The organism is Acidaminococcales bacterium, from assembly GCA_031290885.1.
Lineage (GTDB): Bacteria > Bacillota > Negativicutes > Acidaminococcales > JAISLQ01 > JAISLQ01.
The window spans coordinates 90,514-114,311 of sequence record JAISLQ010000006.1; the positions used below are offsets into that span (position 1 = coordinate 90,514).

A 23,798-nucleotide genomic window follows, 5' to 3' on the forward strand; every position below is an offset into this window, starting at 1 on the left:
ACTCATTGCAAGGCGGAGGGGCGATAATTGCCTGATAAAAACGCGATGATCAGCATCAGGGGGCTGCAAAAAAAATTTGACGATACCGTCGTCATCCCCCACCTTGACCTTACCATAAACAACGGGGAATTCCTTACCCTGCTCGGCCCGTCCGGCTGCGGCAAGACTACTTTGCTGCGTATGCTTGCCGGGCTGGAAACGCCCACGCAGGGCGAAATATACATCGACAGCCGGAACGTGACGAAACTGCCGCCCTACAAGCGCAATGTCAACATGATTTTTCAGCACTACGCGCTTTTTCCGCACATGACGGTGGAAGAAAACATCCGTTTCGGGCTCAACATGAAAAGGGTGCCGGCCGCCGAGCAAAAAAAGCTCGTCGATCAGGTGGTGTACCTTACCCAGCTTGACGAATTTCGCGCCCGCCGCCCACAGCAATTGTCCGGCGGGCAGCAGCAGCGGGTGGCTATCGCGCGCGCGCTGGTGAACAGCCCCAAGGTCCTGCTTCTGGACGAGCCTTTGGGCGCGCTTGATTATCAACTGCGCAAAAATTTGCAGCTGGAATTGAAAAATCTGCAAAAAGGGCTGGGCATAACTTTTGTTTACGTAACGCACGATCAAGAAGAAGCCCTGACCATGTCCGACCGGATAGTAGTCATGAACAAAGGGGCGGTGGAGCAAGATTCCAGCCCCGATACGCTTTATCACCGGCCGGAGTCCACTTTCGTCGCGACTTTTATCGGCGAAGTGAACATATTTGAAAGCGCAAGCGGCAAGATCGCCATGCGCCCGGAAAAGATAAATCTTGCCGAAGCCGGGGCAGCTTTGCCTTGCTGCCCGCCGGAGGCCGGCCCCTGCCCGGCCCCTCGTTATTTCGGCACAATCGTGGACGTGGTTTTTTACGGAACTATCGACAAGATATTCATACTCATAGACAACAGCCGCCAAATCGTTACCGCGTACCAATATTTTGACGACAAAAGAAAATGGCGGGCAGAAGAAAGGGTCGGCCTGTGGTGGCGCCCCCAGGACGAAGTGAGGCTACAGCGATGAAGCGCGGCCAATTAATGGCGGTGCCGGCGCTCGGCTGGCTTGCCTTGTTTTTTGCGGTGCCGCTCATGATCGTTGTCGTCATTTCTTTTTTGGGCCGCACGCCTTACGGCCAGTTGCTGTTTTATTTTACGGTTGAAAATTACCGGCGCTTTTTTGAACCTCTTTACCTTAACATACTTTTTTCTACCTTTGGCACGGCGGTTGCCGTTACCTTCATCACTTTCCTGCTAGGCTACCCCCTTGCCTACGCGATCGCCCGCGCCCGGCGCGGCTGGCAGAAAACCGGCTTGCTGCTGGTCATGATCCCTTTCTGGATCAATTTTCTCATCCGTTCCTACGCCTGGGTAATTATCCTGCGCTCGCAGGGCGTGGTCAACTCCTTGCTCCTAAGTGCCGGGCTGATTGAAAGCCCCCTGCCCCTATTGTATAACGACGGCGCGGTGCTGCTTGGGCTTGTTTACGCCATGATCCCCTTCATGGTGCTGCCGGCCTACGTATCCATAGAACAACTTGACCAGCGCCTTTTGGAGGCGGCGTCCGACCTTGGCGCGTCCCCCCTGAGATCTTTTTTCAAAATAACCCTGCCCCTTACCCTGCCCGGCATCGCGGCCGGATCCATACTTGTTTTCATCTCTACCCTCGGCATGTTCGTCATACCGGACATAATGGGCGGCGCCAAATCGCCGCTTATCGGCAACCTGATACAAAACCAGTTCCTGAGCGCGCGCAATTGGCCTTTCGGCTCGGCGCTTTCCATCCTGCTGGCCTTTTTGTCAATGCTGCTTATCTTTCTTTATTATAGGGCGCTCGGCATAAGGAAAGGGGGCGGCCTGCTATGAACCGGCGCGCGGGAAAGCTTTTGGCCGCTTACGCGCTGGCGGTTATTGCCGTTTTGTATTTGCCGATCTTTCTTTTGGCCGCCTATTCTTTTAATTCGTCGCGCATAAACGCTGCTTGGACCGGTTTTACCCTGAACTGGTACCTGTCGCTTTTCAAGAACGTCCGCGTACTGGAGGCTTTGCGCAACAGCCTTATCATCGCCGGCGCAACCACCGTTGTCTCCACCGTACTAGGGACGATGGCGGCGATCAGCCTAAGCCGTTACCGGTTCAAGCACAAAGCGGCCATCAACAATCTCCTGTACCTGCCGATACTCATCCCCGAAATAGTCATGGGGCTGTCTTTGCTGGTCATGTTCTCGCAGCTTAAAATTCCGCTGGGGAAAAACACGTTGGTCATTTCGCACATAACATTTTGCATCTCTTTTGTCATAATAACGGTTGGCGCAAGGCTGGAAGGGATGCGCGCGGATCTTGAGGAGGCGGCGCAGGATCTTTACGCGACGCCTTGGCAAACCTTCCGCTACATCACTTTGCCGCTGGCTATGCCCGGCATAGTCGCCGGCGCGCTCATGGCCTTTACCCTGTCGATTGACGACTTTGTCATCAGTTTTTTCGTCGCCGGCCCTGAGTCGACCACCCTGCCCCTTTACATATACGCCATGGTCAAACGCGGCGTAAGCCCGGAGATCAACGCTTTGTCCACCATCATGATCGCGGCGACCGTGGCGCTTATCTTGCTCGGCCAATTTATCCGGCAGCGAGCTGAAAATAAAAACGAACAAGGAAAGGACGATCTGACAAAATGAAAAAAACACTTTTTTTCGCGCTGTCTTTGCTCTTGGGCGCCATTTTCCTTCTTGCCGGCTGCGGCGCGGAAAAACCGCCGGCAACAAAAAAACCGGCCGGGCCGCAAGTGCTTAACCTTTTTGGCTGGGCCGATTACTTTGACCCTGAAATAATCGCCGAATTTGAAAAACAATACAACTGCAAAGTCAACTATGACGTTTTCGCCAACAACGAGGAACTATTGGCCAAAATGCAGGCCGGCGGCGCCCAGTACGACATCATACAGCCGTCTGACTATATGGTTGCGGCCATGATTAAACTTGGCCTGTTGGATAAAATCAACTTCAAAAACACGCCCAACCTCAAAAACATCACTTTAAGCTTCACTAAGCCGCCTTTTGATCCCAGCGGCGAATACACCGCTATTTATACTTGGGGGATTACGGGCATCGCCTACAACAAAAAATATGTCAAGCAACCGCCGTCAAGCTGGGCCGATCTTTGGAAGCCCGATTACAAGGGGCGCGTCATTTTGCTCAACGACGGGCGGGAAGTGCTGGGCATGGCGCTCAGGAAAAACGGGTTTTCCAACAGCACGCGCGACCGCCGGCAGCTGGAGGCGGCTTTTAACGACCTGAAAAAACTCGCGCCCAACGTGCTGGCTTACGATACGGACAACATCAAGCAAAAATTCATCGCCGAAGAAGTCTGGATCGGTACCATGTGGTCAGGCGACGCCGTCTTTACCCAAGCGGAAAATCCCAACATCGAATACGTCACGGCCAAAGAAAACGGCGTCATCTTTGCCGATACCCTGGCCATACCCAAAAACGCCAAAAACAAAGAACTGGCGGAAAAATTCATAAACTATCTTTACGAACCCCGGGTAAGCGCCAGGAATTTTGAAGCCATCGGCTATATTGACCCGAACGAGAAAGCCTATGAATTTCATAGCAAAGAATACCGGGAAAACAAAATTTTCAACGACAGCAACGCCGCCATCAAAAACAGCGAGTGGCTGACCGACGTCGGTAGCGCCCTGACCCTTTACGATCAATACTGGACGGAACTGAAAACCATAAGATGACCCCAATTAAAGCCGCTTTGCGGCAAACGATCAGGGGAAGCCTCCGATAAATCCATGGCGACGCTTTGCCGGACATTTTCCGGGCAGCAGGCGAATGGGCGCGAGAGCAAATGCCGGGCGCGCCAAGAATGTCCATAGCACCCGGCGGCCCTTTGCGGCGGCTTCGCTTCAAAGCGCGTTGCCGGCCGCGGGCGGACGGCGAACGTTGAGATGCCCGTTCAGAGGGCAAGGTTGCCCGCCGCCACAGGAGATTGCCAGAGATCCCCTGAAGTTTTGCGAGAATGTTAGGAGTAATTTATGCAGCCTTTGATCAACGCCGGTTTTTTTGGCACCTTGATTTGCGCCGTTGCGGCTTTTTATTTGGTGCGCAAAAAAAACGCTTTGTGGAAGGGATTTTGCGCCGGCATGGCCTTTTGCGGTCTTTTGGCGGCGGCGGGCTTGGCCGCCGCCCCTTTCGTTGAAGAAAAGATCCGGCCGCCGAAGATCCAATTTGAGCCAGCCGACCTGATAAAATACGAAATCCGGTCGGTGAACGCGCCCAGCGAGCGGGAAGTACGGGCGTGGCGCCGGGGCCTTGCCTGCAGCCTGACCTATAACATACTGGTCGAAAAGAACACCCCCAGCGAAGCGGAATTTGCGCGGATTGCCGGGGACATTGTCGAAAAGGACGCCAAAGCCCGCCGCAACTGGAACTACATCTATTTTTACCTGCATACGCCCGAGGGATTGAAAAGCGGCGTAGCCTATATGTCCGCCACCTATTCCCTTAACGGCAGCGCCGAGCAAAGCAGCAAGGTCAGGCCCGGCGAATACGACGATAATTTTCGGTTTGTCATCAGAGTGATTTAACTTCTGCCGCGCGGTCTGGGCCCGCCGCCTTTCGGCGCGGATTTTATGAATTTTGCGCGAAACCATTCGAAAAATGAGTTCCCGTCAGTTCCAGCTTGCTTTGAGCAAGTGTTCTTTCCGAGGATTGCGCCCTTGTGCCGGCTTTCAACCGGCGCGCATTTATGCGCTAGCCCACCTGCTTCAGGATGTGGATGTTTAGCCCTCTTTCTTCTCTCATGTTCTCATTGCGCCTTGTCTTCCCCGCTCTTTTTGAAAATTGATTTTTGTGTGTTGGCGTTTGACAAAAAAGTCAATAAATGATATATTGTTTGGGCGCGAACTTATTGGGCATTAGTTTTGTACCCAATCTTTTTTGGACGATGCGGCTTTTGCGGCCGTATTGTTTAACCGCACGGAGAGGCCATGATTGCGCGCCTGCGGCTGCCAAGCCGCGAATGTGCGCCCCCAAACCGCCTTGAGCGGTGCCGTATCCGGCGAGTCTATGTTTTAAGGAGGTGTGAACACCCAATGTACGCGATTATCAAAACAGGCGGCAAACAATACAAAGTCAGCGAAGGCGACGCCATTTCGGTGGAAAAACTGGAAGCCGCCGAAGGCGAAACTGTCGTCTTCGACCAAGTGCTTTTCTGCGCGGACGATTCAGGGGTCAAGATCGGCCAGCCTTTATTGGAAGGGGCAAGCGTCAAGGCGAAAGTGCTGGAACAAGGCAAAGACAAGAAAATACTTGTTTTCAAATATAAGGCCAAATCCAATTATCGCCGTCGCCAAGGGCACAGGCAGCTTTTTACCAAAATCGAAATCGAAAAAATTGAGGCTTGATGATAAAAATAAAAATCCGGCGCAGCAATGGCCGGATAACGGCCTGCGAAGTTACCGGCCACGCCGGTACGGACGAAAAAGGCAAGGACATTGTTTGCGCGGCCGTGTCCGCGCTTACGGAAACCGCTCTTTTAGGCTTGGGGCGCTGCGCCGGGGCGCGGCTTGAATACAAAGTCAGCCGGCGGCCGGCCTTGTTGTCTTTTGCCTTAAAAGACGCCCCGAACGACAAAACGGACGCTATTTTGGAAACAATGCTTTTGGGCTTGACGGAAATAGCCGGAACATACAAAAACAGCCTGGAACTGGCGGAATATCGGAGGTAAGTGCCATGTTTAGATTTAATCTGCAACTGTTCGCGCATAAAAAAGGGGTCAGCAGTTCGCGCAACGGGCGCGACAGCCAATCCAAGCGCCTGGGCGTAAAAAGGCACGCCGGCCAGGTCGTTACCGCCGGCAGCATACTTGTGCGCCAGCGCGGCACCCGTTTTTATCCTGGCTTCAATGTCGGGATTGGCCGCGACCACACCCTGTTCGCGAAGATAGCGGGCAAAGTCGCGTTCGAGCGCCGCGGACGCTTTGACCGGCAAATCAGTGTCTATGCGTCAGAACAATCATAAGTTCTATGCATAGTGCATTGCGGGAAAACGGGCGGCGAATCTTTACGTTAGCGCAAAGATTTGCCGCCTTTTACATTGCCCCTATTTAATACTGTTCAAAGACTAAACCACGCTTTAAGATTCGCGGGGCAATTTAGCGTCCTGCGCGGCGCAAAACACAGGCGACCCCCCTACGTTCGGCGAGGCTTCAGGACAAAGCGGGGCGGTAAATTGGCCGCAAAGACGGTACGGTTTTAATCTGATAGCAGCAAAAGCTATTTTATTTGACAAAAACAGACGCATGGCCTATTTCAAGGCGCAAAAGGAATTTTTCAAATTCAGCCGTCATTAGGGCCGGAAAGCAGATTATGTTTTTTGACGCGGTAATCGAGAATGGAATATTGGTTGACCCGGAGGCCATGACAAGCGAGCGCAAAAACATCGGGATAACCGGCGGCCGGATCGCCGCCGTCAGCAGGGAAAAGCTATCCGGGAAAGATACTTTTGACGCGGCGGGGCAATTGGTGGCGCCAGGTTTTATTGACATTCACGGCCATATAGATGGCAATTTTTATTCCGCTGAGTTGTCCCTGCGCCAGGGCATCACCACTACCGTCGGCGGCAATTGCGGCAGCGGCCCGCTTTTAATGGCGGATTTCTTTGCCCGGCAGCAATCCGATCCTTTGCCGATAAACCAAGCGGAGCTTTTTGGCATGACCTACAGCCTGCGCGCGCATTTGGGCGGGATAGAGCCCTTGATGGCGGCCGGCCGGAAAGAGATCGAAAAGATGAAGGAACTGGCGCAAACCGCCTTTGCCGAAGGCGCGTGCGGCCTGTCCATAGGCCTGGCCTACGCCCCCGGTTCCTCCGACGAGGAAATATATTCCCTCGCCGAAATCGCGGCCAAATACGGCCGGATCGTCAGCGTCGACACCCGTATGCGCACGCCGCTGGATCTGTATTCGCTGGTGGAAGTTTTGCTGCTCGCCAAAAATACCGGGGCGCGCGTCCAGATATCGCACTTTGTCTATCAGTACGGCGACGGCCTGGTGGAGGAGGCTCTCTCCGCCATAGACCGGGCGCGCGGGGAAGGCATCGACGTCCGGCTGGACAGCGGCATGTATACCCAATGGGCCACCGGCCTGCAGGCCGTGCTTTTCGACCGCGACTATTTGCGGGAAAACCAATGGGATTTCAGCGACATATTGGTAATAACCGGCCCTTACAAAGGGCGGCGGCTCGACCCGGAACTTTACGACCGGCTGCGCGCGGCCGGCAATCCCGGAGCGCATACCTCGGTCGTCGTCTTTACCGGCGTCGAGTCGGAAATATACGCCGCCCTCCGGCATCCCTGGTGCATGCCGTCTACCGATACGGGACGCTACCTGCCGGGCGAAGGCCATCCACAGATTGCGGGCAGTTTCCCGCGTTATTTCCGCAAGATGGTCGTCGAAAAAAATTTTTTGACGGTTGAGGAAGCCGTACGCAAAGCGACCCTTTTGCCGGCTCAAACGCTGGGGCTGAAAACAAAAGGACGTTTGCGCGCAGGCTGTGACGCCGATATTGTGACTTTTGACTTGGCGCGGATGGCGGACCGGGCGGGCTTTCTGCCGGAAAAGCAACCGGACGCCCCGCCGGAAGGCATCGGATATGTGTTTGTCAATGGGTCGTTGGCGCTCGAAAACGGCCAATTGAAAAACATTAGGGCCGGACGCCCTATCATATTTTAAAACCGCGTAGGTTTCCTTATTGCCCGGGCTGTGTTAAAATCTAACTGCGAACGGGACTTGCTTAGGCGCTGTTTTATGTGCAGTTCGGCTTTTGCCGCAGGCCGGTTCGCGCTAAAAGTTATGGGGAGATGATCATATTGCACATGGCGGATGCTTTGATTTCACCGGCGGTGGGAGCGGCAATGTGGGCCGCGTCGGCGGGGCTTGTGGCGTATTCGGCGAAAAAAACCGGGGGCTTGGGCGACGAGCGCAAGGCGCCGCTCATGGGCGCGGTAGGCGCTTTTGTTTTTGCCGCGCAGATGATAAATTTTACCATCCCCGCTACCGGCTCCAGCGGGCATTTGGTCGGCAGCATATTGTTGGCCGCCTTGCTCGGAAGGCACGCGGCGTTCTTGACTATTGCCTCTATCTTGACCGTACAGGCACTATTTTTCGCGGACGGCGGCCTTCTGGCCTTGGGCTGCAATATTTTCAACATGGGCGCGATCCCTTGCTATATAGCCTACCCCCTGATTTACAAACGGCTTTTGACTGAAAGGCCCACAGGCAAAAGCATCTGCCGCGCGTCCGTGTGCGCGTCGGCCATCGGCCTGCAGATCGGGGCCTTGGGCGTCGTGGCCGAAGTTACCCTCTCCGGCGTCACGCAATTGCCGACGGGCTTGTTTCTCTTGCTCATGCAGCCGATACACTTGGCGATCGGCATTGTGGAAGGTTTCATCACCGCCGCGGTCATTATGTATGTTTTCAGCCAGCGGCCGGAACTCATAAATATCGGCGAACAGGCTGATTTGAAAAACAGTTATTCTTTGCGCTCGCTTTTTGCCTTCTTCATTTTGGCGGCAGCGGTTGCCGCGGGCGGGCTGTCCCTTTTTGCCTCAAGTTATCCGGACGGTCTGGAGTGGTCGCTCCTGCGCGCCAGCGGCCAGGAAGAGTTAGAAACGCCCGCGGGCGGCATATACGATTCCCTGGCGCAGGCGCAGGAGAAGTTTTCCGTTTTTCCCGATTATACTTTGGCGGACGCCGAGGAAGAAGGCGGCGCGACGGCGGCCATCGCGTCTGCGGCGGCTGGGCTGGCCGGAGTCGCCCTGTCCTTCGCGGCGGCTTTTTTGCTTGGCAAAGCGGCCCTTGCAGGTTACCGCAAAAAGCGCGGCGCCAGCATGGAAACTTAAAACGCAATGCTTAGTGAAATATACGAAAATATTTATCTGAACGAAATAACCCTGCCCAACAGCCCGCTGAAATATCTCAACAGTTACATCATAAAAGACGGCGAGCGCCCCTTGGTCATCGACACCGGGTTCAACCGCCCGGAATGCCGCGAGTGCTTTCTGGCCGGGCTGGAGGAACTGTCCATAGACATAGGGCAAACCGACGTTTTGATTACTCATCTTCATTCCGATCATTGCGGGCTGATTCATGAATTGCAGGAAAGAGGCGCCCGCATAATGATGGGGGAATTGGAGTCGCCAAGCATCGTTGCCCTCAATGACCCGCGCTATTGGGACAAAATGGCAAAATTGGCGCACGTGTACGATCTGGAAAAATACGGCCTGGAAATCGGCGACCATCCCGGCTACAGATTCCGGCCTGGCGACATAAACGATTATCGGACTTTATCGGCGGGCGAAACATTAAAAAAAGGCGGCTACAATTTCCAGGTTTTGTTGACGCCCGGGCACACCCTTGGTCACATAGCCCTTTACGAAGCGGGACATGGGTTGCTGTTTTGCGGCGATTTGATATTGGAGAAAATTACCCCCACCATTACTTTCTGGGGTTTTGAGCATGACATACTTCAGGTGTATTTCGATACCTTGGACAAAATCAGGCGGCTGCCCGTGAAGTTTCTGCTGACCGGCCACCGGGCTTTGCTGAAAGACCACGGCCGGCGGATAGGCCAGCTGATGGCCCATCACGAAAAGCGGCTGGCGGAAATAAAGGACATCTTGCAAGGCGGCGAAAAGAGCGTGGCCGCTACGGCGGGCAGGATGACTTGGGAGATAAAGGCAAAATCGTGGGAAGATTTTCCCAAGGCGCAAAAATGGTTCGCCGCCGGGGAAGCGATGGCGCATTTGGAACACCTGTGCCGGCGCGGGCAAATAGAGCGCCGGGACGAAAACGGCATATTGCTGTACAAAGCAAGCCGCCGGACGGAATAATCCGCCATCAACGCCTTTGCCGCGCCGCTTTCCGTCATGCTCTTTCTCTGCCACAGGCTTGCGCTCCCCTCATTGTCGTTTCCTCAGACTAAATGATGGCGCTTTGCCCTGTGGTTTTTATCTGCGGCATTTCATTTTGCAATGCACTCGCGGCATTAATTGGGCGCTTGCCCCAGAAAATATGTTGCGAATATGGATAAGGCAGTATAAAATATAAATGCGAATTGTCAAAACAATACAAAAATCCGGCCAATGGCTCGGAGTCCTTCCCAAAGGGTGATTTTTTTGCCATTTTTGACCGTTACGGAAACCGCCCGCGCCAAAATCAACCTGACGCTCGACGTGTTGGGAAAGCGGCCGGACGGGTATCATGAAATAAAGACGATCATGCAGTCGCTCGCCCTGTCCGACAGCATCGAGATCGGCGCAACGGACGGCCCGCTGTCGGTCAGCGTGGAAGGGGCGGATTTGCCGGGCGGAGAGGGCAATATAGCTTTTGGCGCGGCGCGCCTTATGGCCGCAGCCGCCGGGAGGTCGCCGGCGCTCACGATAAAAATCGTCAAGCGCATTCCGGTCGCCGCCGGGCTGGCCGGCGGCAGTGCCGACGCCGCCGCCGTCCTGCGGGGGATTGACCGCCTGTGGAACCTGCGCTGGTGCGATGCGCGGCTGGAGGCGATCGCGGCCAGTCTCGGATCGGACGTACCTTTCTGTTTGCGCGGCGGCAGCGCGCTGGCGTCCGGGCGCGGCGAGATTGTCGCCCCTCTGCCGGATTGCCCGGATTTTGCGGTTGTCCTGGCTTGCCCGGATTTTGCGGTGGCGACAAGCGCGGTATACGCCAATTACGCGCCGGCAGCCGCCGGCAGGCGGCCCGATACGGAATTGGCCGCCAAGGCCCTGGCGCTGGGCGATCGGGAGCTTCTGGCCGGGCAGCTTTGCAATGTGCTGGAGTCTGTCACATTTAAGATGTTCCCGGAAGTTGAGCGGTTAAAACATACGCTTATTGACGCGGGCGCAGCAAGCGCCATGTCAGGCAGCGGGCCGGCGGTGTTCGCTCTGGCGCCGGATAGGGAAACGGCCGAAAGAGCCGCCGCCGCCGTTAAAGACAAAACAAAGGCGCGGGTATGGGTTACAAAAACAGGAGGGCGTGAAAAAGCATGACCAAATATCGTTTGCGGCCGGTCGATCTCAATACCTATCGCCCGCTCCGGGAAATAGTCTGCGAATCTTTGCGCACGGCGATCATCGGGGGGGTGCTGAAACCGGGGGAACGCCTGATGGAGATACAGCTGGCGGAAGAGCTTGGCGTAAGCCGGACCCCCATCAGGGAAGCGATCCGCAAACTGGAACAGGAAGGATTTATCGACATGCTGCCGCGGCGCGGCGCGTATGTCGCCAATATTTCCATCAAAGATGTCGTAGATGTATATGAAATAAGGATCGCGCTTGATGTTTTGGCCGCCGGCCTGGCCGCCGAGCGCATAACCGGCGATGAGCTTGCGCTTTTGCGCCAGCGCCTGGGAATCATAAAAGAAGTGGTCGAGCATGGCGATATGGAAAAAATCGGCGAATACGACTGGGCGTTTCACGAGGTTTTGTACAAGGCGGGCAAAAACGACCGACTGGTGGGCATCATCAACAACCTGCGCGACCAGCTCACCAGGCTGCGCGTAACCTCCATGAATTATCAGGACAGAATAAAAGACACTATGCTGGAACATGAACTTTTGGTGGAAAGCATCGCCATGCGCGAGCCGGAGCTGGCAAAACAAAGGGCTTTGGAACACATGCGCAACGCCGAGCGGACGCTTTTGAAAGCGATTGAGGCGGCGCGCGCGAACAGCTGACGGATTCGGCGGCAAAACGCCAAAGCGGCTATTTTTAAGGAAGTGATTTGATGAAAGCACAGGATTTCGTTGCGCTTGGCGATATAAAGGCGGCGGCCGAACGGCTGGGCGGCGTTATAAAATGTACCCCGCTTGAATACAACAACACCTTCAGTTTAATGTCAGGCTCGGGCGTTTACCTGAAATTGGAAAACCTCCAACGGACGGGGTCGTTTAAGGTGCGCGGTGCCTACAACTGCATACAGGCGATGGATGGGGAAAGGCGCGCCTGCGGGGTCATCACGGCATCGGCTGGCAACCACGCCCAGGGCGTGGCTCTGGGCGCGGCGGCGGCCAATGTGCCGGCCACCATTGTCATGCCCGAGAACACTCCTTTGCCCAAAGTCGCCGCTACCCGCGGGTACGGCGCAAAAGTCATCCAAGCCGGGGTCGTTTACGACGATTCCTACGAGGAGGCGCTGCGGCTGCAAAAAGAGCAAGGTCTCAGTTTTGTCCACGCTTTCGACGATATGGCGGTAATCGCCGGCCAGGGGACGATCGGGCTTGAAATGATGCGCCAGAGGCCGGATATAGAAGCGGTGGTCGTGCCGGTCGGCGGCGGCGGCTTGATCGCCGGCATTGCCGCCGCCATCAAAATAATCGCCCCGCACGTCAAAGTTTATGGAGTACAGGCGAGCGGCGCGCCCTCCGCCTATCTTTCCCGCAACGCCGGCCGCCCGGTGGAAGCGCCCGGCGTCCATACCCTGGCCGACGGCATAGCGGTGAAAAAAACGGGCGAGATAACTTTCCGCCATATACAAAGATACGTTGACGATATATTTGTAGTTAAAGACGAAGATATCGCCGCAACCATCCTTTTGCTTCTGGAACGCAGCAAACTGGTTGCGGAAGGCGCCGGCGCGGTGGGGCTCGCCGCTATATTGCACAACTTGGTGCCGCATCACGAAAGGACCGCCACCGTCATCTCCGGCGGCAATATCGACATAAACTTTGTTTCCCGGATAATTGAGAACGGCCTCATCAAGGCCGGCCGCCGGATCAAACTGGAAACGGATCTTGTGGACAGGCCGGGCGAATTGCGCAAATTCATTACAACCATCGCCGAACATCAGGCGAACATTGTTTATATATACCATGAACACGCGGGGAAAAACCTGCCGATAGGCTATACCAACGTGGAAATGGATCTTGAGACCCGCGACGCCAAACACGCCGAAGCGGTAGTGGCCTCGCTCCGCCAGGCGGGGTACAAGGTGGAGGTATTTTGATTTTAAAGGCAACGCCAAATATTTTAGGAGAAATTCATGGAGGGGAAATAAAATGTCAATGTTGGCGGCTGTTATTTTAGCGGCAGGCAAAGGTACGCGGATGAAATCCGAATTGCCGAAAGTATTGCATTGCGTGGCCGGCAGGCCCATGCTGTCTTATGTTATCGGCGCGGCGGAAACAGCCGGCTGCGCACGAAAGATCGTGGTAATAGGGTTTGGCGCGGGCAAAGTAGCCGCCATAGCCGAGGGCCAGGCGGAACTGGCCGAACAAAAGGAACAGTTGGGGACAGGGCACGCGGTCAGGCAAACCAAATCCCTGCTGGCCGGGTTTGACGGCACCGTCATGGTTTTGTGCGGCGATACGCCGCTTCTCGACGGCCGCGAGCTCCGGCGTTTTTATGAGCATCATAGCGAAGTCGGCAACAAAGCGACCGTGTTGACCGCCGTTTTGAACGACGCGTCCGGCTACGGGCGGATAGTGCGCGGCGAGGACGGGCGGGTGGCAAAGATCGTTGAGCAAAAAGACGCCGGCATGCAGGAGATGGCGATCAAAGAAATCAATACAGGCATTTATTGTTTCGACAGCCATGAGCTTTTTGCCGCGTTGGAGACGGTCGGCTGCGACAACGCCCAGGGCGAATATTATCTGACCGACGTCATCGCCCGGCTGGTGGAAAAAGGCGCAAAAGTGGGCGCCGTTGCCGCAGCGGACAAAGATACCGTCATGGGGATCAATTCCCGCCGGGATCTGGCGGCCGCAGAGAAATGGCTGCGGATGAAAACCAACTGCAGCCTGATGGACGAGGGGGTAACCATCGTTGACCCTGACAGGACTTACATAGACGCCACGGCAATTATCGGCCGCGACACAACGGTGCGCCCCAACACGTGGATAGAAGGCGGCACCGTCATCGGCAAAGATTGCGTAATCGGCCCGAACGTGCGCCTTTGCAACGCGCAGGTGGGGGACAACAGCGTCCTGCATTTTACTTACGCTCACGACGCGGCGATTGGCCGCAACGCGAATATCGGCCCGTTTGTGCATATAAGGCCGGGTACCCGCTTAGCGGACGACGTGAAAGTAGGCAATTTTGTCGAGGTGAAAAATTCCTGGGTGGGCAAAGGCAGCAAACTGCCGCATCTTGCTTATGTGGGGGACGCGGATGTAGGAGAAAACGTGAACATGGGCTGCGGCACGGTTACGGTGAATTATGACGGCAAGAAAAAATATCGCACGAAAATCGGCGACAACGCTTTCATTGGCTGCAACGCGAATCTTATCGCGCCGGTGGAACTAGGGGAGAACTGTTATGTGGCGGCCGGGTCCACTATCAACAAAGAAGTGCCGGCCAACTCTTTGGGCATAGCCCGCGCCAGGCAGCAAAATATGGACAATTGGAAAAAATAGGCAAATAAGCTTGTGGAGGGAGACTATCATGCTGGCGGACGACAACAAACGGCTGCGCATTTTCACCGGTACGGCGAATTCGCTTCTGGCGCAGGAGATAGCGCGTTATTTGGGCGCGGCGATGGGAGAGGCGCGGATCGGCAGGTTCAATAACGGCGAAATACAGGTGATGATTGAGGAAAGCGTGCGCGGGAAGGAAGTTTTCGTCCTGCAATCGACCAGCCAGCCGGTAAACGAAAACCTGATGGAGCTTTTAATAATGGTCGATGCGTTCAAGCGCGCCTCCGCCAAACATATAACGGCGGTGATACCCTATTACGCCTACGCGCGCCAGGACAGGAAAACCAGGGGGCGCGAGCCGATTTCGGCCAAATTGGTGTCGAACCTACTGTCCGTCGCCGGCGTGACCAGGGTCGTAACTATGGACCTGCACGCCGGGCAGATCCAAGGTTTTTTTGACATACCGGTCGACCATCTTTTGGGCGTTCCCATTTTGGCCGATTATGTCCGCGCCAAAAAGCTGGAGGATTTCGTTGTCGTCTCCCCCGACCTGGGCGGGGTGACCAGGGCCAGAAGCTTGGCCGACCGACTGGATTCCGACATCGCGATTATCGAAAAAAGGCGCCCCGCGCCGGGCGTGGCGGAAGTAATGAACATAATCGGCGACGTGAAAGGCAAAACGGCAGTTATGATCGACGACATGGTCGATACGGCCGGTTCTTTGGTGGAAGCGGCGGGCGCGTTGGTCAAATTCGGCGCGCGGGACGTTTACGCCTGCTGCACGCACGCCGTGCTCACCCATCCGGCCGTGCCGCGCATAGAAAATTCGCCGATTAAAGAACTTGTCGTTACCAACACCATACCCCTTACGCCGGACAAGCAAAGCGAAAAAATCAAGGTGCTGTCGGTCGCGCCCATTATGGGGGAGGCTATTCTGCGCATTTACAATGAGATGTCGGTGAGCCAGTTGTTCAACCTGTGAAAGATTTTTAGGGCTGCCTGATGAAACTTATCGCCGGCTTGGGCAATATTGGGGAAAAATATAAAAACTCCCGGCACAACATAGGCTTTGCGGTCGCCGACCAATTGGCGGCCCGCTGGGGGTTCGCCTGGCGCCCCGAGCGGCTTGCCCTGGTAGGCGAAGTTTACCGGGGCGGCAAGGTATTGGTCATCAAGCCGGCCACCTACATGAATTTGAGCGGCCAGGCGGTCAGGCATTATGCCGATTATTTTCAAGTCGGGCCGCAAGGGACGGCCATCGTCCACGACGACATGGATCTTCCCGGATGCCGGATACGCGTGCGCAAAAAAGGCGGGGACGGCGGCCATAACGGCGTAAAATCTGTTATAGAGGAATTGGGGACGGACGCTTTCGTTCGTTTTAAAATCGGCATCGGCCATCCCATGGACTATGAAGGCGCGGTATTGCGGCACGTCCTGACCGGCTTTGCCCAAAGCGAACTGCCGGCCGTGGCGGAAGCCGTGCAAAAAACGGCCGAGGCGATCGAATGTTGGCTGGCGGAGGGCGCGGATGCGGCGATGAACCGTTTCAACGGCGTTTGACCTTCGCACGCCTTGACTTTTGCGGATAACAGCCGATCTCCGCCAGGTTGCCGTCAGGGCCGCGAAGGTATAGGCTGTCGATCTGCCCGGCCGCGCCAGAGCGGCGGACAATGCCCGTTTCCGGCGTTACGCCTTTTTCCTTCAACTGGCTTTCCACCGCTGCCAACGGCTCGTCGGCAATCCGGCAAAAATCGGCGCTGCCATAGGCGGGGTTTGGGGCGGCCGGCAAAAACTCCCCTTTTTCCCTGTGAAAATTTATCTTCTGCCCGCCGAATTTTACCGCATGCCTTCCTTAGGCGGCGACAGGCTCCAGGCCAAGCACGTCCGTGTAAAAACGCATGGTTTTTTCAATGTCTTTTACTGTGAGCACAAAATGGCCTAAGCGCTCTATTTTCATAAGGGGGACATCCGGCAATCAATTTTGCCTCCACGAAGCCCCGCGAGAAAGGATGTTTGGTGTGCGTATTCATTGTTTGCAGCACGACCCGGCGGAAACTCCCGGCAGCATTTTGGACTGGGCAAAGCGGCGGGGGCACGACGCGTCTTGTACGCTTTTGTGCGCGGACGGGCCGCTGCCTCTTTTAAGCGATTTTGACTGGCTGGTGGTCATGGGCGGGCCGATGAATGTGTACGAAGAAAATCGCCATCCGTGGCTCAAACGGGAAAAAGTTTTTCTGCGCGCGGCCATAGACGCGGGGAAGGCCGTTATCGGCATTTGCCTCGGCGGCCAGTTGATCGCCTGCGTCACGGGCGGGCTCGTGACCAAAAACCCTTTGCCGGAGATTGGCTGGCTGCCTGTCCGCTGGCGGAAAGAAGCGCTGGATGACCCTTTGTTTGCCTGTTTTCCGCCGGAGGCGACGGTTCTTGAGTGGCACGGCGACACGTTCAGCAAACTGCCCGACGGCGCGCGGCTGCTGGCGGAAAGCGCGGCCTGCGCCCATCAGGCGTTTGTTTACAAAGAGCGGGTTTTCGGCTTTCAGTTTCATCTTGAGGCAACCGAACTGCTGCTTAGGCAATTTACCGCGGAATTCGCCGGCGACCTTACCAAATCGCCCTATGTGCAAAGCGCGCGGGAGATACTCGCCCATCCTGAATATATAGAGCAAAACAACGCTTGGCTGTCCGCCTTTTTGACCGCGCTGGAGGAGAGGGAAACCCATCGGCGCTGAATATCATATTTTCCTTGCCGAAGGGGCGGCTTTTCAGGAAAACCCAGCGGCGCCGAGGCGCTAATCCGGGCGCGGGGGATGCTTGGCCGCGTTGCGCAAAGCCTCAAGCTCCAGGCGCATTTTGTGTATGCGCGCGATGTTTTTCAAACGGACGCGTTTTTTCTCGTCCGACAGTTCACGGTCGCTTTTCAGGGTAAACCCCTTGCCCATCACGTCGGTCGCCTCCTGCACGATCATGAAAGCTTGCGGGTCGTGTCTATAGACGATATTTTTTACTCTGGCGATTTGCGTAAGCTTGATCACGACGAAAACCACTTTGCGCCGCTGCCCCGTATAAGCGCCCTCGCCGAACAAAAAAGTAACCCCGCGCCCGATTTCGCGGGTAATGTCCCACGCGATTTCATCGTTGAGGGCAGAGACGATCAGAATGCTCTTTTTGTTGTCAAAGCCGGCCGTAACCTTGTCGGTCGCGCGCGCGGCTATATATATGGCGATGAAAGTATACGCGGCCGGCTGCAAGCCGAAAAGGAACACGCATACAACCATGATGACGCTGTTTATGGCATAACTGACCGTGCCGTAGCTTATGCCGTAAAATTTATTCAAAATGGCACTGATGATGTCCGTGCCGCCGCTGCCGCCGTTCACCCTGTACATAAGCGCGCCGCCGACGCCATTGCCGAGGCCGCCGCACAAAGCGGCGAGCAAAAGGTCGTCGGTCGCGCGCCAGTAAGACATGAAGCGGAAAGCGTCCAGCGAAAAAGCGAAAACAAACATGCCGTAAAGCGAGGCAAGCACATAACTTCGGTTCATCAGGCGGTAGGCGAAGATAAAAAGCGGCGCGTTGGCCGCGATGTTGACCGCGCTCATGGGCAAACCCAAAGTAAAGTACAAGATCATGGAAACGCCGCCGACGCCGCTGCTCAACATGTTGTTGGGGATGTAAAAAATGTTTATGGCGGCGCTGCACAGGGCGGCGCCCAAAGTAATCATCGCATAGCGGGTTATTTGCGTTTTGAGCATCCGACATCTCCGATGTTCATTGGTGAACTTATTGGTATTTTTATGATAGCACAATATCTTTGAATAAATAAGGAGGCCCCGTGTTAAATTTTGCCGGGCGGCGGCGCGGCGCAGACGGGCCGGAAGGGGTTGTTTCATGGCGGAAATTGGCAATTTGGGGGGCAATGTCGTGGATTGGGCAAAGACTTTTTGGGCCGGACGGCCTGACGATATTCTGCTTTTGGGCTTTATCGTCGGTTTTTTCGTTGGTTTCTCCTCCTGGCAAAACAAGCATCTGGGCTCTATCGGCGGTTTTTTGCTGTCGCTGCGCAACATCAGCAACGTGGCGTCTATCTTTGCCGCCATCGGCATGGTGTTTTATATCCTTGTGACAATAGCGCCGGAGGCGTGCGTTTATTATATTGCCGCTCTGCTTTTGGGCATGGGCATTTGCTGGCTTTTTTTGCGGCTGCTCCGTTTTCTTTCCGTGCTCGGCGACATCGTCGGCACGGCGTTTAGCTTGGCATCCGGGCCTGCCGGCGTTTTCGCCGTCTGGCTTTTTAATAACAATGAACTGTTGCCCGAGGCGGAAAAAATTTTTGGGGAAATGCTCAAATTTTTTCCATAGGGCGTTTTGCCGCTGTCTGAAACGTTCAATTCCTGATGGAATTTTTCGTAAGGCGCGGCAGAAAATCGACGGCATGCTTAGCTTGGGTTTTCCCGCAAAATATAGCGGAAAATCCGCCGCAAGGCGGGCGCTGAACGGCGGCGCCGATAAACGCCCGCGCAAAGAAGCGTTTGCTGGATAGCGTCCCTTGGTGTATAATAAAATAAAAACGCTGGAAGATATGAAACCTGTTGGAGAGACTGGCGGACGCCCGGGGCTTTCCCGGCAACGGTTCGCTCTTCCGCCGGGCTGCGGCGGCCTGGCCCTGCGCGTTGCAAAACCATGAACCCCGTCAGGTCCGGAAGGAAGCAGCGGTAAGTGGCCCTTTGCAGGCGCCGCAGGCAAACCTGGCTGCGCCGCGGCCCGGCGGGAGAGCGAAAGGCGCGGCGAACGCTTTTTTGGCGGACGCCCTTTTTGTTTGTGGATTGCGGGAGGCAAGACTCATGGAATATATGGCCTTATACAGAAAATACCGGCCGCAGGGTTTCTCGTCGCTGGTGGGACAAAACCATATACGGTCGGCCATTTCCAACGCGCTCTTGTCCAACCGCCTGGCGCACGCTTATCTTTTTGCCGGCCCGCGCGGCACCGGCAAGACCAGCGCGGCCAAGATAATGGCCAAAGCGGTCAACTGCGCCGAAGGCCCGACGCCGGAACCCTGCAATGCCTGTATGAACTGCCAGCGCATAAACAAAGACGCTTCCATGGACGTGTTTGAGATTAACGCGGCTTCCAACCGCAACATTGACATGATCCGCGACTTGCAGGAAAACATCTGCTTCTCGCCGGTGGAAGGGCGCAAGCGGGTCTATATCGTCGACGAGGCGCACATGCTGACAAGCGAGGCTTTCAACGCGCTTTTAAAAACATTGGAAGAGCCGCCCGAACATGTCCTTTTCATTCTGGCCACGACCGAGCCGCATAAAGTGCCGCCCACCATACTGTCGCGCTGCCAAAGATACGATTTCAGGCGCCTTAGCGTGCCTGACATGATCGGGCGGCTGAACGAGGTCTTGCAAGACAGCGGAATAAAGGCGACGCCCGGCGCGCTGGCGCTTATCGCCGGCCAGGCGGACGGCGGCATGCGGGATGCTTTGAGCCTGCTTGACCAATGCGCGGTAATGGCGGAAAAAGAGGTAAACGAAGAAACTTTGCGTTTGCTTTTAGGCTCGGTCCGGCGCGAAGAACTGCGCGCCCTGGCCGGGGCGGTCGGGCGGCGGGACGGGCGGCGGGCGCTTGAAGCTTTCTCGGCTCTTTTGTCGGGCGGCGCCGATGTAAGGCAGCTATTGGCGGAGCTGGGGGAATATTTTCGCGCGCTCATGCTGCACAGCCTGTACCAAGGGCAAGAAAGGCCGCCGGTTTTTTCCGACATATATCTGGCCGACAGTCCGGAAAGCCTCAATGAACTGGCGGCGCTTTTCAACTGGGAGCAGCTCGCGGCAGCCGGCAAACGCCTGCACGAAGCGGCGGGCGAGCTGCGCCTTAGTTTCCAGCCCAGAATAACGGCGGAACTTTGTCTCCTGGAACTTTGTCGGCTGCAGGATACGCTGGAAAGAGAAAATGTCGCCATGCGGCTGGAAAAATTGGAAAACATGCTTCAAGAAGGGAAATGGACTGGCGCGTCAGGCCAATCGCCTGAAAAACCGGCAGATGCCCGGATGCCGCCGGACGCGCCGGCAGCCGGGCGGGAAAATCCACCGTTAAAGGCTGCCGTTCCCAAAGCGGCCGCGCCGGCCGCTTTGGGAACGGCTCCGGCAAGCCCCCCGCCCGCCGCCGCAGAAACGGCGGGGGGCTTGCCGGCGGCGCAAGAACAAACAGCGGAAGGCGTCTGGGAGGAAACCCTGCGCCAGCTCATTGGGCGCAAAAAAGGGTCTTTGTACGCCTACGCCTTGAAGGGCCGGGCGGCAGAATTTACCGGCGATCGGCTCAGGGTAGAATTTGGCGACAGCCATTTTCTGCAAAAGCTGAAAAAAGATGAATACCTTAAATTGCTGGAAGAAATAATCTCCGGCATAACCGGGCGGCCGACAGCGCTGGAAATTGCCGGCGGCGCGCCAATAAAAGGCGCCCTGGCGGACGGGGAGCAGGAGCCGCCGCCCAGCGATTTTGCGCGGGCGGAAACGGAAGAACTGCCGGCGGCGGTAAAAGACGCGCTGGATGTGTTTGGCGGGAAACTTTGCAAAAAAAATGGATGAGGGGGCGCGGCGATGTTTGGCAACATGGGCAACATGCAGGCGATGGCAAAAAAAATGCAAAAAATGCAGTCCGATATGGCGAAAATGCAGGAGGAAATAAAGTCGCGCGAATTTGAAACCGCCGTCGGCGGCGGCGCGGTTTGCGTTACGGCCAGCGGCGGCAAAGAGCTGCTCAAGGTAAAGATCGACCCTTCGGCCTTAAACGAAGGCGACGCCGAGATGCTGGAGGACATGATAATAGCCGCCGTCAACGAAACGCACCGGAAAATAGACGAAACCCTGGAAAGGGAAATCAGCAAGATAACCGGCGGCATGAAACTGCCCGGCTTGTTGTGAGCGCGGGCCATGCGCATGATAAAATCTTTGAGCAGGCTGTACGAGCAGTTAAGAAAACTGCCGGGCGTTGGCTCAAAAACCGCTTTGCGCCTGGCCTATCACATCATGGACATGAGCGGGGACGAAGTCGCGGAACTGGCGCGCGCGCTCGTTGAAGCCAAAAAAGAAACGCGCTTTTGCGCGCGCTGTTTCAACCTGTCGGACGAAGAATTGTGCGAAATTTGCCGCCGGCCGGAGCGGGACGGCCGTACAATCTGCGTGGTTGAGCAGCCGCAGGACGTGGCGGCGCTGGAGCGCGGCGGAAAATACGGCGGGGTGTATCACGTGCTGCGCGGCGTTTTGTCCCCGATGGACGGCGTCAGCCCGGAACAGCTCAAGCTGCGGGAATTGATCGGGCGGATAAACGACGGCGATGTCCGCGAGGTGATCGTCGCGACCAATTCCGACATTGAAGGGGACGCTACGGCGGTTTACATCGCCAAGCTGCTTAAACCCTTGGGCGTAGAGGTAACAAGGATCGCGCACGGACTGCCGGCCGGCGGCGACCTGGAATACGCGGACGGGCTGACTTTGTCGCTGGCGCTGGAGAACAGGCGTAAAATGTAACCGCCGCTGGCCGGAAAAATTGACGGGGGAATGATTTTTTTGTCGGAACTGGCTGTTTTATTGTTGGCACTCGCGGCTCTGTTTGTTGTCGTGAAAATATTTTCCCTGCCCCTGCGCTTTATTTACAACGGGCTGATGGGCGCGGCGCTGCTTTGGCTGCTCAATATATTCGGCGCGGTCTTTGGCCTGTCGATCGGCATAACCGCCGTCAATTCGCTTGTCGCCGGTTTTTTCGGCGTGCCGGGGATAATTTTTCTTTTGGTTTATAAATATATTTTTTAATCGGGCATACTTGCGATATAATATATCTTGACCGGCGCCCGGGTCTGTGGTTGAAAATCGATGCCAGCCGCAGGCGAAACGATCCACGTAAGCAATTAAAATAATTGTGAGCATGGTGCGGTTTAGATGTAAGACCTGCCGGGCGGAAACGCCCGAGAGATTTAGTAGTGGGGAGCAAATGCTTAAGTAGCGAACTTTCCGGCAGGCGAGTGTGGGGCCAAAAACCAGGTCAGCCAGGCGCCGGCCTTTATATGGCCTCCGGCAACTGTTTGCCCCTTCCGATGTCGGGACAGTTATTTTCGTTATTCTTGCGCTCTTTTTACAAAGGGCGTTGACATATGCGACAACAGTATTATATACTCAACACAGCCGGCGTTTTCGTTGCGCCTGTAAACATTCAGTAGGAGGCTTAATTGTATGCGGGGAAAAGTAAAATGGTTCAGTTCGGAAAAGGGTTACGGCTTTATTCAAAGAGATGACGGAGGAGATGTGTTCGTTCACTTTTCAGCGATTCGAAGCGAAGGATTCAAGACATTGACCGATGGGCAGGAAGTCGAGTTTGAAGTAGTCGACGGCGATCGCGGCCCACAGGCGGCCAACGTGTTCGTCTGCTGATATAAGATGACGTAGGCCGGCCCTCTTCCGCTAAAACGCGCCCGTACGGTTAACGCGGACAAAAAAGCGGCAAGCCGGGGAATCCCTGACCGCCAATAAAGTACCTTTCTTCGCGGGAAATGGCCGCCGGGTACTTTTTGGCGGTTTGTTTTTTGCCGGCAAAAGCGCAAAACAAAGCCGGGCCGCGTTATGCGCCCAAATCCGATAAAAATTCCCCTCAAAGCGCCATGCGCTTTTCGGGGAACGCCTTTATTGCAATCGTTAAAAACAAACCCTGCCGAGCCATATTGAAAAAGTGCCCCGGCAAAACGAACCTTTGCGCTGTTTTCCGGCAAGCCGCATTTGGGCTTTTCCGGCGCCCCGGCCTTGTTTCGCTATATTGCCGGCCCTCCGGCATATTTTCAAAATTGTTCGCGCAGCCACATATCGGCTTTTTCCAAATCGCATGAAAAAGAAAGCATAAGCTCGCTCAGAAGTATCTGTTTGGCGGTGTTCAAAAGCCGCCGCTCGCCTGTGGAAAGTTTTTTGCACTTTTCCTGATTGACCAGCAGGCGCACCACATCCGCCACTTCAAAAATGTTGCCGCTTTTCAACTTTTTCAGGTACATATTAAAGCGCCGGTTCCAATTGGCGTGGCGCTGCTCTTCGGCGCTGGTGTCAACAAGCACCGTGCGGACCTTTCCCAGCTCGGACTGATCGATGACCGGCCTTACCCCCGCGTTGTCGGACCCGTTTACCGGAATCATTACCTTCATGTCGCCAAAGAGCATGCACAATACAAAATAGCTGCGGTTCTCACCATGAACTTCCCGCTCCTCAATCGCTTCGACAATACCGGCTCCATGCATTGGATAAACTACTTTGTCGCCTATGGCAAGCATAACTTTCCTCCTCCAAGGCTGCCTGCGGGCGGCACGCCGGCA

At 55.6% G+C, this 23,798-nt stretch carries 28 protein-coding genes and 1 other RNA gene; 25 read left to right on the forward strand and 4 right to left on the reverse strand.

The window, feature by feature from the left end; translation table 11 throughout:
• The first annotated feature begins 45 nt into the window (after nt 1-45).
• The 17 genes from LBO03_01070 (at nt 46) to pth (ending at nt 16,003) form a co-directional block, all read left to right on the forward strand.
• The gene (locus tag LBO03_01070) at nt 46-1,053 is read left to right on the forward strand and encodes an ABC transporter ATP-binding protein (protein MDR3348193.1); all 1,008 of its coding nucleotides are present in this window, start codon (nt 46-48) and stop codon (nt 1,051-1,053) included.
• Complete coding sequence (locus LBO03_01075; protein ID MDR3348194.1) at nt 1,050-1,892, forward strand: ABC transporter permease; 843 nt, start codon at nt 1,050-1,052, stop codon at nt 1,890-1,892. The genes LBO03_01070 and LBO03_01075 overlap by 4 nt, the downstream gene beginning before the upstream one ends.
• Nucleotides 1,889-2,701, forward strand: coding sequence for an ABC transporter permease (locus LBO03_01080; GenBank protein MDR3348195.1), 813 nt, complete (start codon nt 1,889-1,891; stop codon nt 2,699-2,701). The genes LBO03_01075 and LBO03_01080 overlap by 4 nt, the downstream gene beginning before the upstream one ends.
• Nucleotides 2,698-3,768, forward strand: a complete 1,071-nt coding sequence (locus LBO03_01085) for a spermidine/putrescine ABC transporter substrate-binding protein (GenBank protein MDR3348196.1) — start codon at nt 2,698-2,700, stop codon at nt 3,766-3,768. Before LBO03_01080 ends, LBO03_01085 begins: the two co-directional genes overlap by 4 nt.
• 297 nt (nt 3,769-4,065) lie before the next feature.
• A complete protein-coding gene (locus LBO03_01090; GenBank protein MDR3348197.1) occupies nt 4,066-4,617 on the forward strand; it encodes a hypothetical protein in 552 nt (183 codons plus the stop codon).
• Nucleotides 4,618-5,124: 507 nt separating this feature from the next.
• Nucleotides 5,125-5,436 carry a 50S ribosomal protein L21 gene (gene rplU, locus LBO03_01095; protein MDR3348198.1) on the forward strand — a complete coding sequence of 104 codons (312 nt, stop codon included), beginning with the start codon at nt 5,125-5,127 and terminating at the stop codon, nt 5,434-5,436.
• Nucleotides 5,436-5,759 carry a ribosomal-processing cysteine protease Prp gene (locus tag LBO03_01100; protein ID MDR3348199.1) on the forward strand — a complete coding sequence of 108 codons (324 nt, stop codon included), beginning with the start codon at nt 5,436-5,438 and terminating at the stop codon, nt 5,757-5,759. Before rplU ends, LBO03_01100 begins: the two co-directional genes overlap by 1 nt.
• Before the next feature lie 5 nt (nt 5,760-5,764).
• Nucleotides 5,765-6,052 carry a 50S ribosomal protein L27 gene (gene rpmA, locus LBO03_01105; protein MDR3348200.1) on the forward strand — a complete coding sequence of 96 codons (288 nt, stop codon included), beginning with the start codon at nt 5,765-5,767 and terminating at the stop codon, nt 6,050-6,052.
• A 347-nt stretch (nt 6,053-6,399) separates the two neighbouring features.
• The gene (locus tag LBO03_01110) at nt 6,400-7,761 is read left to right on the forward strand and encodes an amidohydrolase family protein (GenBank protein ID MDR3348201.1); all 1,362 of its coding nucleotides are present in this window, start codon (nt 6,400-6,402) and stop codon (nt 7,759-7,761) included.
• Nucleotides 7,762-7,904: 143 nt separating this feature from the next.
• Nucleotides 7,905-8,930: an energy-coupling factor ABC transporter permease gene (locus LBO03_01115; GenBank protein ID MDR3348202.1), complete on the forward strand. Its 1,026-nt coding sequence runs from the start codon at nt 7,905-7,907 to the stop codon at nt 8,928-8,930.
• A 6-nt stretch (nt 8,931-8,936) separates the two neighbouring features.
• A complete protein-coding gene (locus tag LBO03_01120; protein MDR3348203.1) occupies nt 8,937-9,920 on the forward strand; it encodes an MBL fold metallo-hydrolase in 984 nt (327 codons plus the stop codon).
• Between the two features lie 276 nt (nt 9,921-10,196).
• Nucleotides 10,197-11,078: a 4-(cytidine 5'-diphospho)-2-C-methyl-D-erythritol kinase gene (gene ispE, locus LBO03_01125; protein MDR3348204.1), complete on the forward strand. Its 882-nt coding sequence runs from the start codon at nt 10,197-10,199 to the stop codon at nt 11,076-11,078.
• Nucleotides 11,075-11,764 (forward strand): GntR family transcriptional regulator, encoded by a 690-nt coding sequence (locus tag LBO03_01130; protein MDR3348205.1) that lies wholly within the window; start codon nt 11,075-11,077, stop codon nt 11,762-11,764. Before ispE ends, LBO03_01130 begins: the two co-directional genes overlap by 4 nt.
• Nucleotides 11,765-11,814: 50 nt before the next feature.
• Nucleotides 11,815-13,032: a threonine ammonia-lyase gene (gene ilvA / locus LBO03_01135; GenBank protein ID MDR3348206.1), complete on the forward strand. Its 1,218-nt coding sequence runs from the start codon at nt 11,815-11,817 to the stop codon at nt 13,030-13,032.
• A 52-nt stretch (nt 13,033-13,084) separates the two neighbouring features.
• On the forward strand, nt 13,085-14,440 hold the full coding sequence (gene glmU / locus LBO03_01140) for a bifunctional UDP-N-acetylglucosamine diphosphorylase/glucosamine-1-phosphate N-acetyltransferase GlmU (GenBank protein ID MDR3348207.1): 1,356 nt from the start codon (nt 13,085-13,087) through the stop codon (nt 14,438-14,440).
• 28 nt (nt 14,441-14,468) lie between these two features.
• Nucleotides 14,469-15,422, forward strand: a complete 954-nt coding sequence (locus tag LBO03_01145; protein MDR3348208.1) for a ribose-phosphate pyrophosphokinase — start codon at nt 14,469-14,471, stop codon at nt 15,420-15,422.
• 20 nt (nt 15,423-15,442) lie between these two features.
• Entirely contained in the window at nt 15,443-16,003 is a 561-nt protein-coding gene (gene pth / locus LBO03_01150) for an aminoacyl-tRNA hydrolase (GenBank protein MDR3348209.1), read from the forward strand.
• Here pth and LBO03_01155 read toward each other — a convergent pair.
• Both LBO03_01155 and LBO03_01160 read right to left on the reverse strand, forming a co-directional pair.
• Nucleotides 15,990-16,232, reverse strand: coding sequence for a hypothetical protein (locus tag LBO03_01155; protein ID MDR3348210.1), 243 nt, complete (start codon nt 16,230-16,232; stop codon nt 15,990-15,992). The genes pth and LBO03_01155 overlap by 14 nt on opposite strands.
• Nucleotides 16,233-16,295: 63 nt before the next feature.
• The gene (locus LBO03_01160) at nt 16,296-16,400 is read right to left on the reverse strand and encodes a VOC family protein (GenBank protein ID MDR3348211.1); all 105 of its coding nucleotides are present in this window, start codon (nt 16,398-16,400) and stop codon (nt 16,296-16,298) included.
• Nucleotides 16,401-16,461: 61 nt separating this feature from the next.
• Between LBO03_01160 and LBO03_01165 the strand changes: the two genes are divergently transcribed.
• Nucleotides 16,462-17,172, forward strand: a complete 711-nt coding sequence (locus tag LBO03_01165) for a type 1 glutamine amidotransferase (GenBank protein ID MDR3348212.1) — start codon at nt 16,462-16,464, stop codon at nt 17,170-17,172.
• A gap of 60 nt (nt 17,173-17,232) precedes the next feature.
• On the opposite strand, the gene LBO03_01170 is transcribed toward LBO03_01165, so the two are convergent.
• A complete protein-coding gene (locus LBO03_01170) occupies nt 17,233-18,195 on the reverse strand; it encodes a YitT family protein (GenBank protein MDR3348213.1) in 963 nt (320 codons plus the stop codon).
• Nucleotides 18,196-18,331: 136 nt separating this feature from the next.
• On the opposite strand from LBO03_01170, the gene LBO03_01175 reads away from it, so the two are divergent.
• The 7 genes from LBO03_01175 to LBO03_01205 all read left to right on the forward strand — a co-directional run bounded on the left by LBO03_01175 (nt 18,332) and on the right by LBO03_01205 (nt 22,875).
• On the forward strand, nt 18,332-18,802 hold the full coding sequence (locus tag LBO03_01175; protein ID MDR3348214.1) for a hypothetical protein: 471 nt from the start codon (nt 18,332-18,334) through the stop codon (nt 18,800-18,802).
• 154 nt (nt 18,803-18,956) lie between these two features.
• Nucleotides 18,957-19,228: signal recognition particle sRNA large type (ffs, locus tag LBO03_01180), an RNA gene on the forward strand.
• 56 nt (nt 19,229-19,284) lie between these two features.
• Nucleotides 19,285-21,036 (forward strand): DNA polymerase III subunit gamma/tau, encoded by a 1,752-nt coding sequence (gene dnaX / locus LBO03_01185; GenBank protein MDR3348215.1) that lies wholly within the window; start codon nt 19,285-19,287, stop codon nt 21,034-21,036.
• A gap of 12 nt (nt 21,037-21,048) precedes the next feature.
• Entirely contained in the window at nt 21,049-21,372 is a 324-nt protein-coding gene (locus LBO03_01190; protein MDR3348216.1) for a YbaB/EbfC family nucleoid-associated protein, read from the forward strand.
• A gap of 9 nt (nt 21,373-21,381) precedes the next feature.
• Nucleotides 21,382-21,978, forward strand: a complete 597-nt coding sequence (recR, locus tag LBO03_01195; GenBank protein MDR3348217.1) for a recombination mediator RecR — start codon at nt 21,382-21,384, stop codon at nt 21,976-21,978.
• 30 nt (nt 21,979-22,008) lie between these two features.
• The gene (locus LBO03_01200; protein MDR3348218.1) at nt 22,009-22,260 is read left to right on the forward strand and encodes a pro-sigmaK processing inhibitor BofA family protein; all 252 of its coding nucleotides are present in this window, start codon (nt 22,009-22,011) and stop codon (nt 22,258-22,260) included.
• A 417-nt stretch (nt 22,261-22,677) separates the two neighbouring features.
• Nucleotides 22,678-22,875 (forward strand): cold-shock protein, encoded by a 198-nt coding sequence (locus LBO03_01205; protein MDR3348219.1) that lies wholly within the window; start codon nt 22,678-22,680, stop codon nt 22,873-22,875.
• Between the two features lie 401 nt (nt 22,876-23,276).
• On the opposite strand, the gene LBO03_01210 is transcribed toward LBO03_01205, so the two are convergent.
• Nucleotides 23,277-23,756: a CarD family transcriptional regulator gene (locus tag LBO03_01210; protein MDR3348220.1), complete on the reverse strand. Its 480-nt coding sequence runs from the start codon at nt 23,754-23,756 to the stop codon at nt 23,277-23,279.
• Nucleotides 23,757-23,798: the final 42 nt, after the last annotated feature.

What these genes read in the sequence shown, in the direction of transcription:
- LBO03_01070 (MDR3348193.1), top strand. Translation starts at nt 46, where the DNA reads ATGATCAGCATCAGGGGGCTGCAAAAAAAATTTGACGATACCGTCGTC.
- LBO03_01075 (MDR3348194.1), top strand. Translation starts at nt 1,050, where the DNA reads ATGAAGCGCGGCCAATTAATGGCGGTGCCGGCGCTCGGCTGGCTTGCC.
- LBO03_01080 (MDR3348195.1), top strand. Translation starts at nt 1,889, where the DNA reads ATGAACCGGCGCGCGGGAAAGCTTTTGGCCGCTTACGCGCTGGCGGTT.
- LBO03_01085 (MDR3348196.1), top strand. Translation starts at nt 2,698, where the DNA reads ATGAAAAAAACACTTTTTTTCGCGCTGTCTTTGCTCTTGGGCGCCATT.
- LBO03_01090 (MDR3348197.1), top strand. Translation starts at nt 4,066, where the DNA reads ATGCAGCCTTTGATCAACGCCGGTTTTTTTGGCACCTTGATTTGCGCC.
- rplU (MDR3348198.1), top strand. Translation starts at nt 5,125, where the DNA reads ATGTACGCGATTATCAAAACAGGCGGCAAACAATACAAAGTCAGCGAA.
- LBO03_01100 (MDR3348199.1), top strand. Translation starts at nt 5,436, where the DNA reads ATGATAAAAATAAAAATCCGGCGCAGCAATGGCCGGATAACGGCCTGC.
- rpmA (MDR3348200.1), top strand. Translation starts at nt 5,765, where the DNA reads ATGTTTAGATTTAATCTGCAACTGTTCGCGCATAAAAAAGGGGTCAGC.
- LBO03_01110 (MDR3348201.1), top strand. Translation starts at nt 6,400, where the DNA reads ATGTTTTTTGACGCGGTAATCGAGAATGGAATATTGGTTGACCCGGAG.
- LBO03_01115 (MDR3348202.1), top strand. Translation starts at nt 7,905, where the DNA reads ATGGCGGATGCTTTGATTTCACCGGCGGTGGGAGCGGCAATGTGGGCC.
- LBO03_01120 (MDR3348203.1), top strand. Translation starts at nt 8,937, where the DNA reads ATGCTTAGTGAAATATACGAAAATATTTATCTGAACGAAATAACCCTG.
- LBO03_01130 (MDR3348205.1), top strand. Translation starts at nt 11,075, where the DNA reads ATGACCAAATATCGTTTGCGGCCGGTCGATCTCAATACCTATCGCCCG.
- ilvA (MDR3348206.1), top strand. Translation starts at nt 11,815, where the DNA reads ATGAAAGCACAGGATTTCGTTGCGCTTGGCGATATAAAGGCGGCGGCC.
- glmU (MDR3348207.1), top strand. Translation starts at nt 13,085, where the DNA reads ATGTCAATGTTGGCGGCTGTTATTTTAGCGGCAGGCAAAGGTACGCGG.
- LBO03_01145 (MDR3348208.1), top strand. Translation starts at nt 14,469, where the DNA reads ATGCTGGCGGACGACAACAAACGGCTGCGCATTTTCACCGGTACGGCG.
- pth (MDR3348209.1), top strand. Translation starts at nt 15,443, where the DNA reads ATGAAACTTATCGCCGGCTTGGGCAATATTGGGGAAAAATATAAAAAC.
- LBO03_01160 (MDR3348211.1), bottom strand. Translation starts at nt 16,400, where the DNA reads ATGAAAATAGAGCGCTTAGGCCATTTTGTGCTCACAGTAAAAGACATT.
- LBO03_01170 (MDR3348213.1), bottom strand. Translation starts at nt 18,195, where the DNA reads ATGCTCAAAACGCAAATAACCCGCTATGCGATGATTACTTTGGGCGCC.
- LBO03_01175 (MDR3348214.1), top strand. Translation starts at nt 18,332, where the DNA reads ATGGCGGAAATTGGCAATTTGGGGGGCAATGTCGTGGATTGGGCAAAG.
- dnaX (MDR3348215.1), top strand. Translation starts at nt 19,285, where the DNA reads ATGGAATATATGGCCTTATACAGAAAATACCGGCCGCAGGGTTTCTCG.
- LBO03_01190 (MDR3348216.1), top strand. Translation starts at nt 21,049, where the DNA reads ATGTTTGGCAACATGGGCAACATGCAGGCGATGGCAAAAAAAATGCAA.
- recR (MDR3348217.1), top strand. Translation starts at nt 21,382, where the DNA reads ATGCGCATGATAAAATCTTTGAGCAGGCTGTACGAGCAGTTAAGAAAA.
- LBO03_01200 (MDR3348218.1), top strand. Translation starts at nt 22,009, where the DNA reads ATGATTTTTTTGTCGGAACTGGCTGTTTTATTGTTGGCACTCGCGGCT.
- LBO03_01205 (MDR3348219.1), top strand. Translation starts at nt 22,678, where the DNA reads ATGCGGGGAAAAGTAAAATGGTTCAGTTCGGAAAAGGGTTACGGCTTT.
- LBO03_01210 (MDR3348220.1), bottom strand. Translation starts at nt 23,756, where the DNA reads ATGCTTGCCATAGGCGACAAAGTAGTTTATCCAATGCATGGAGCCGGT.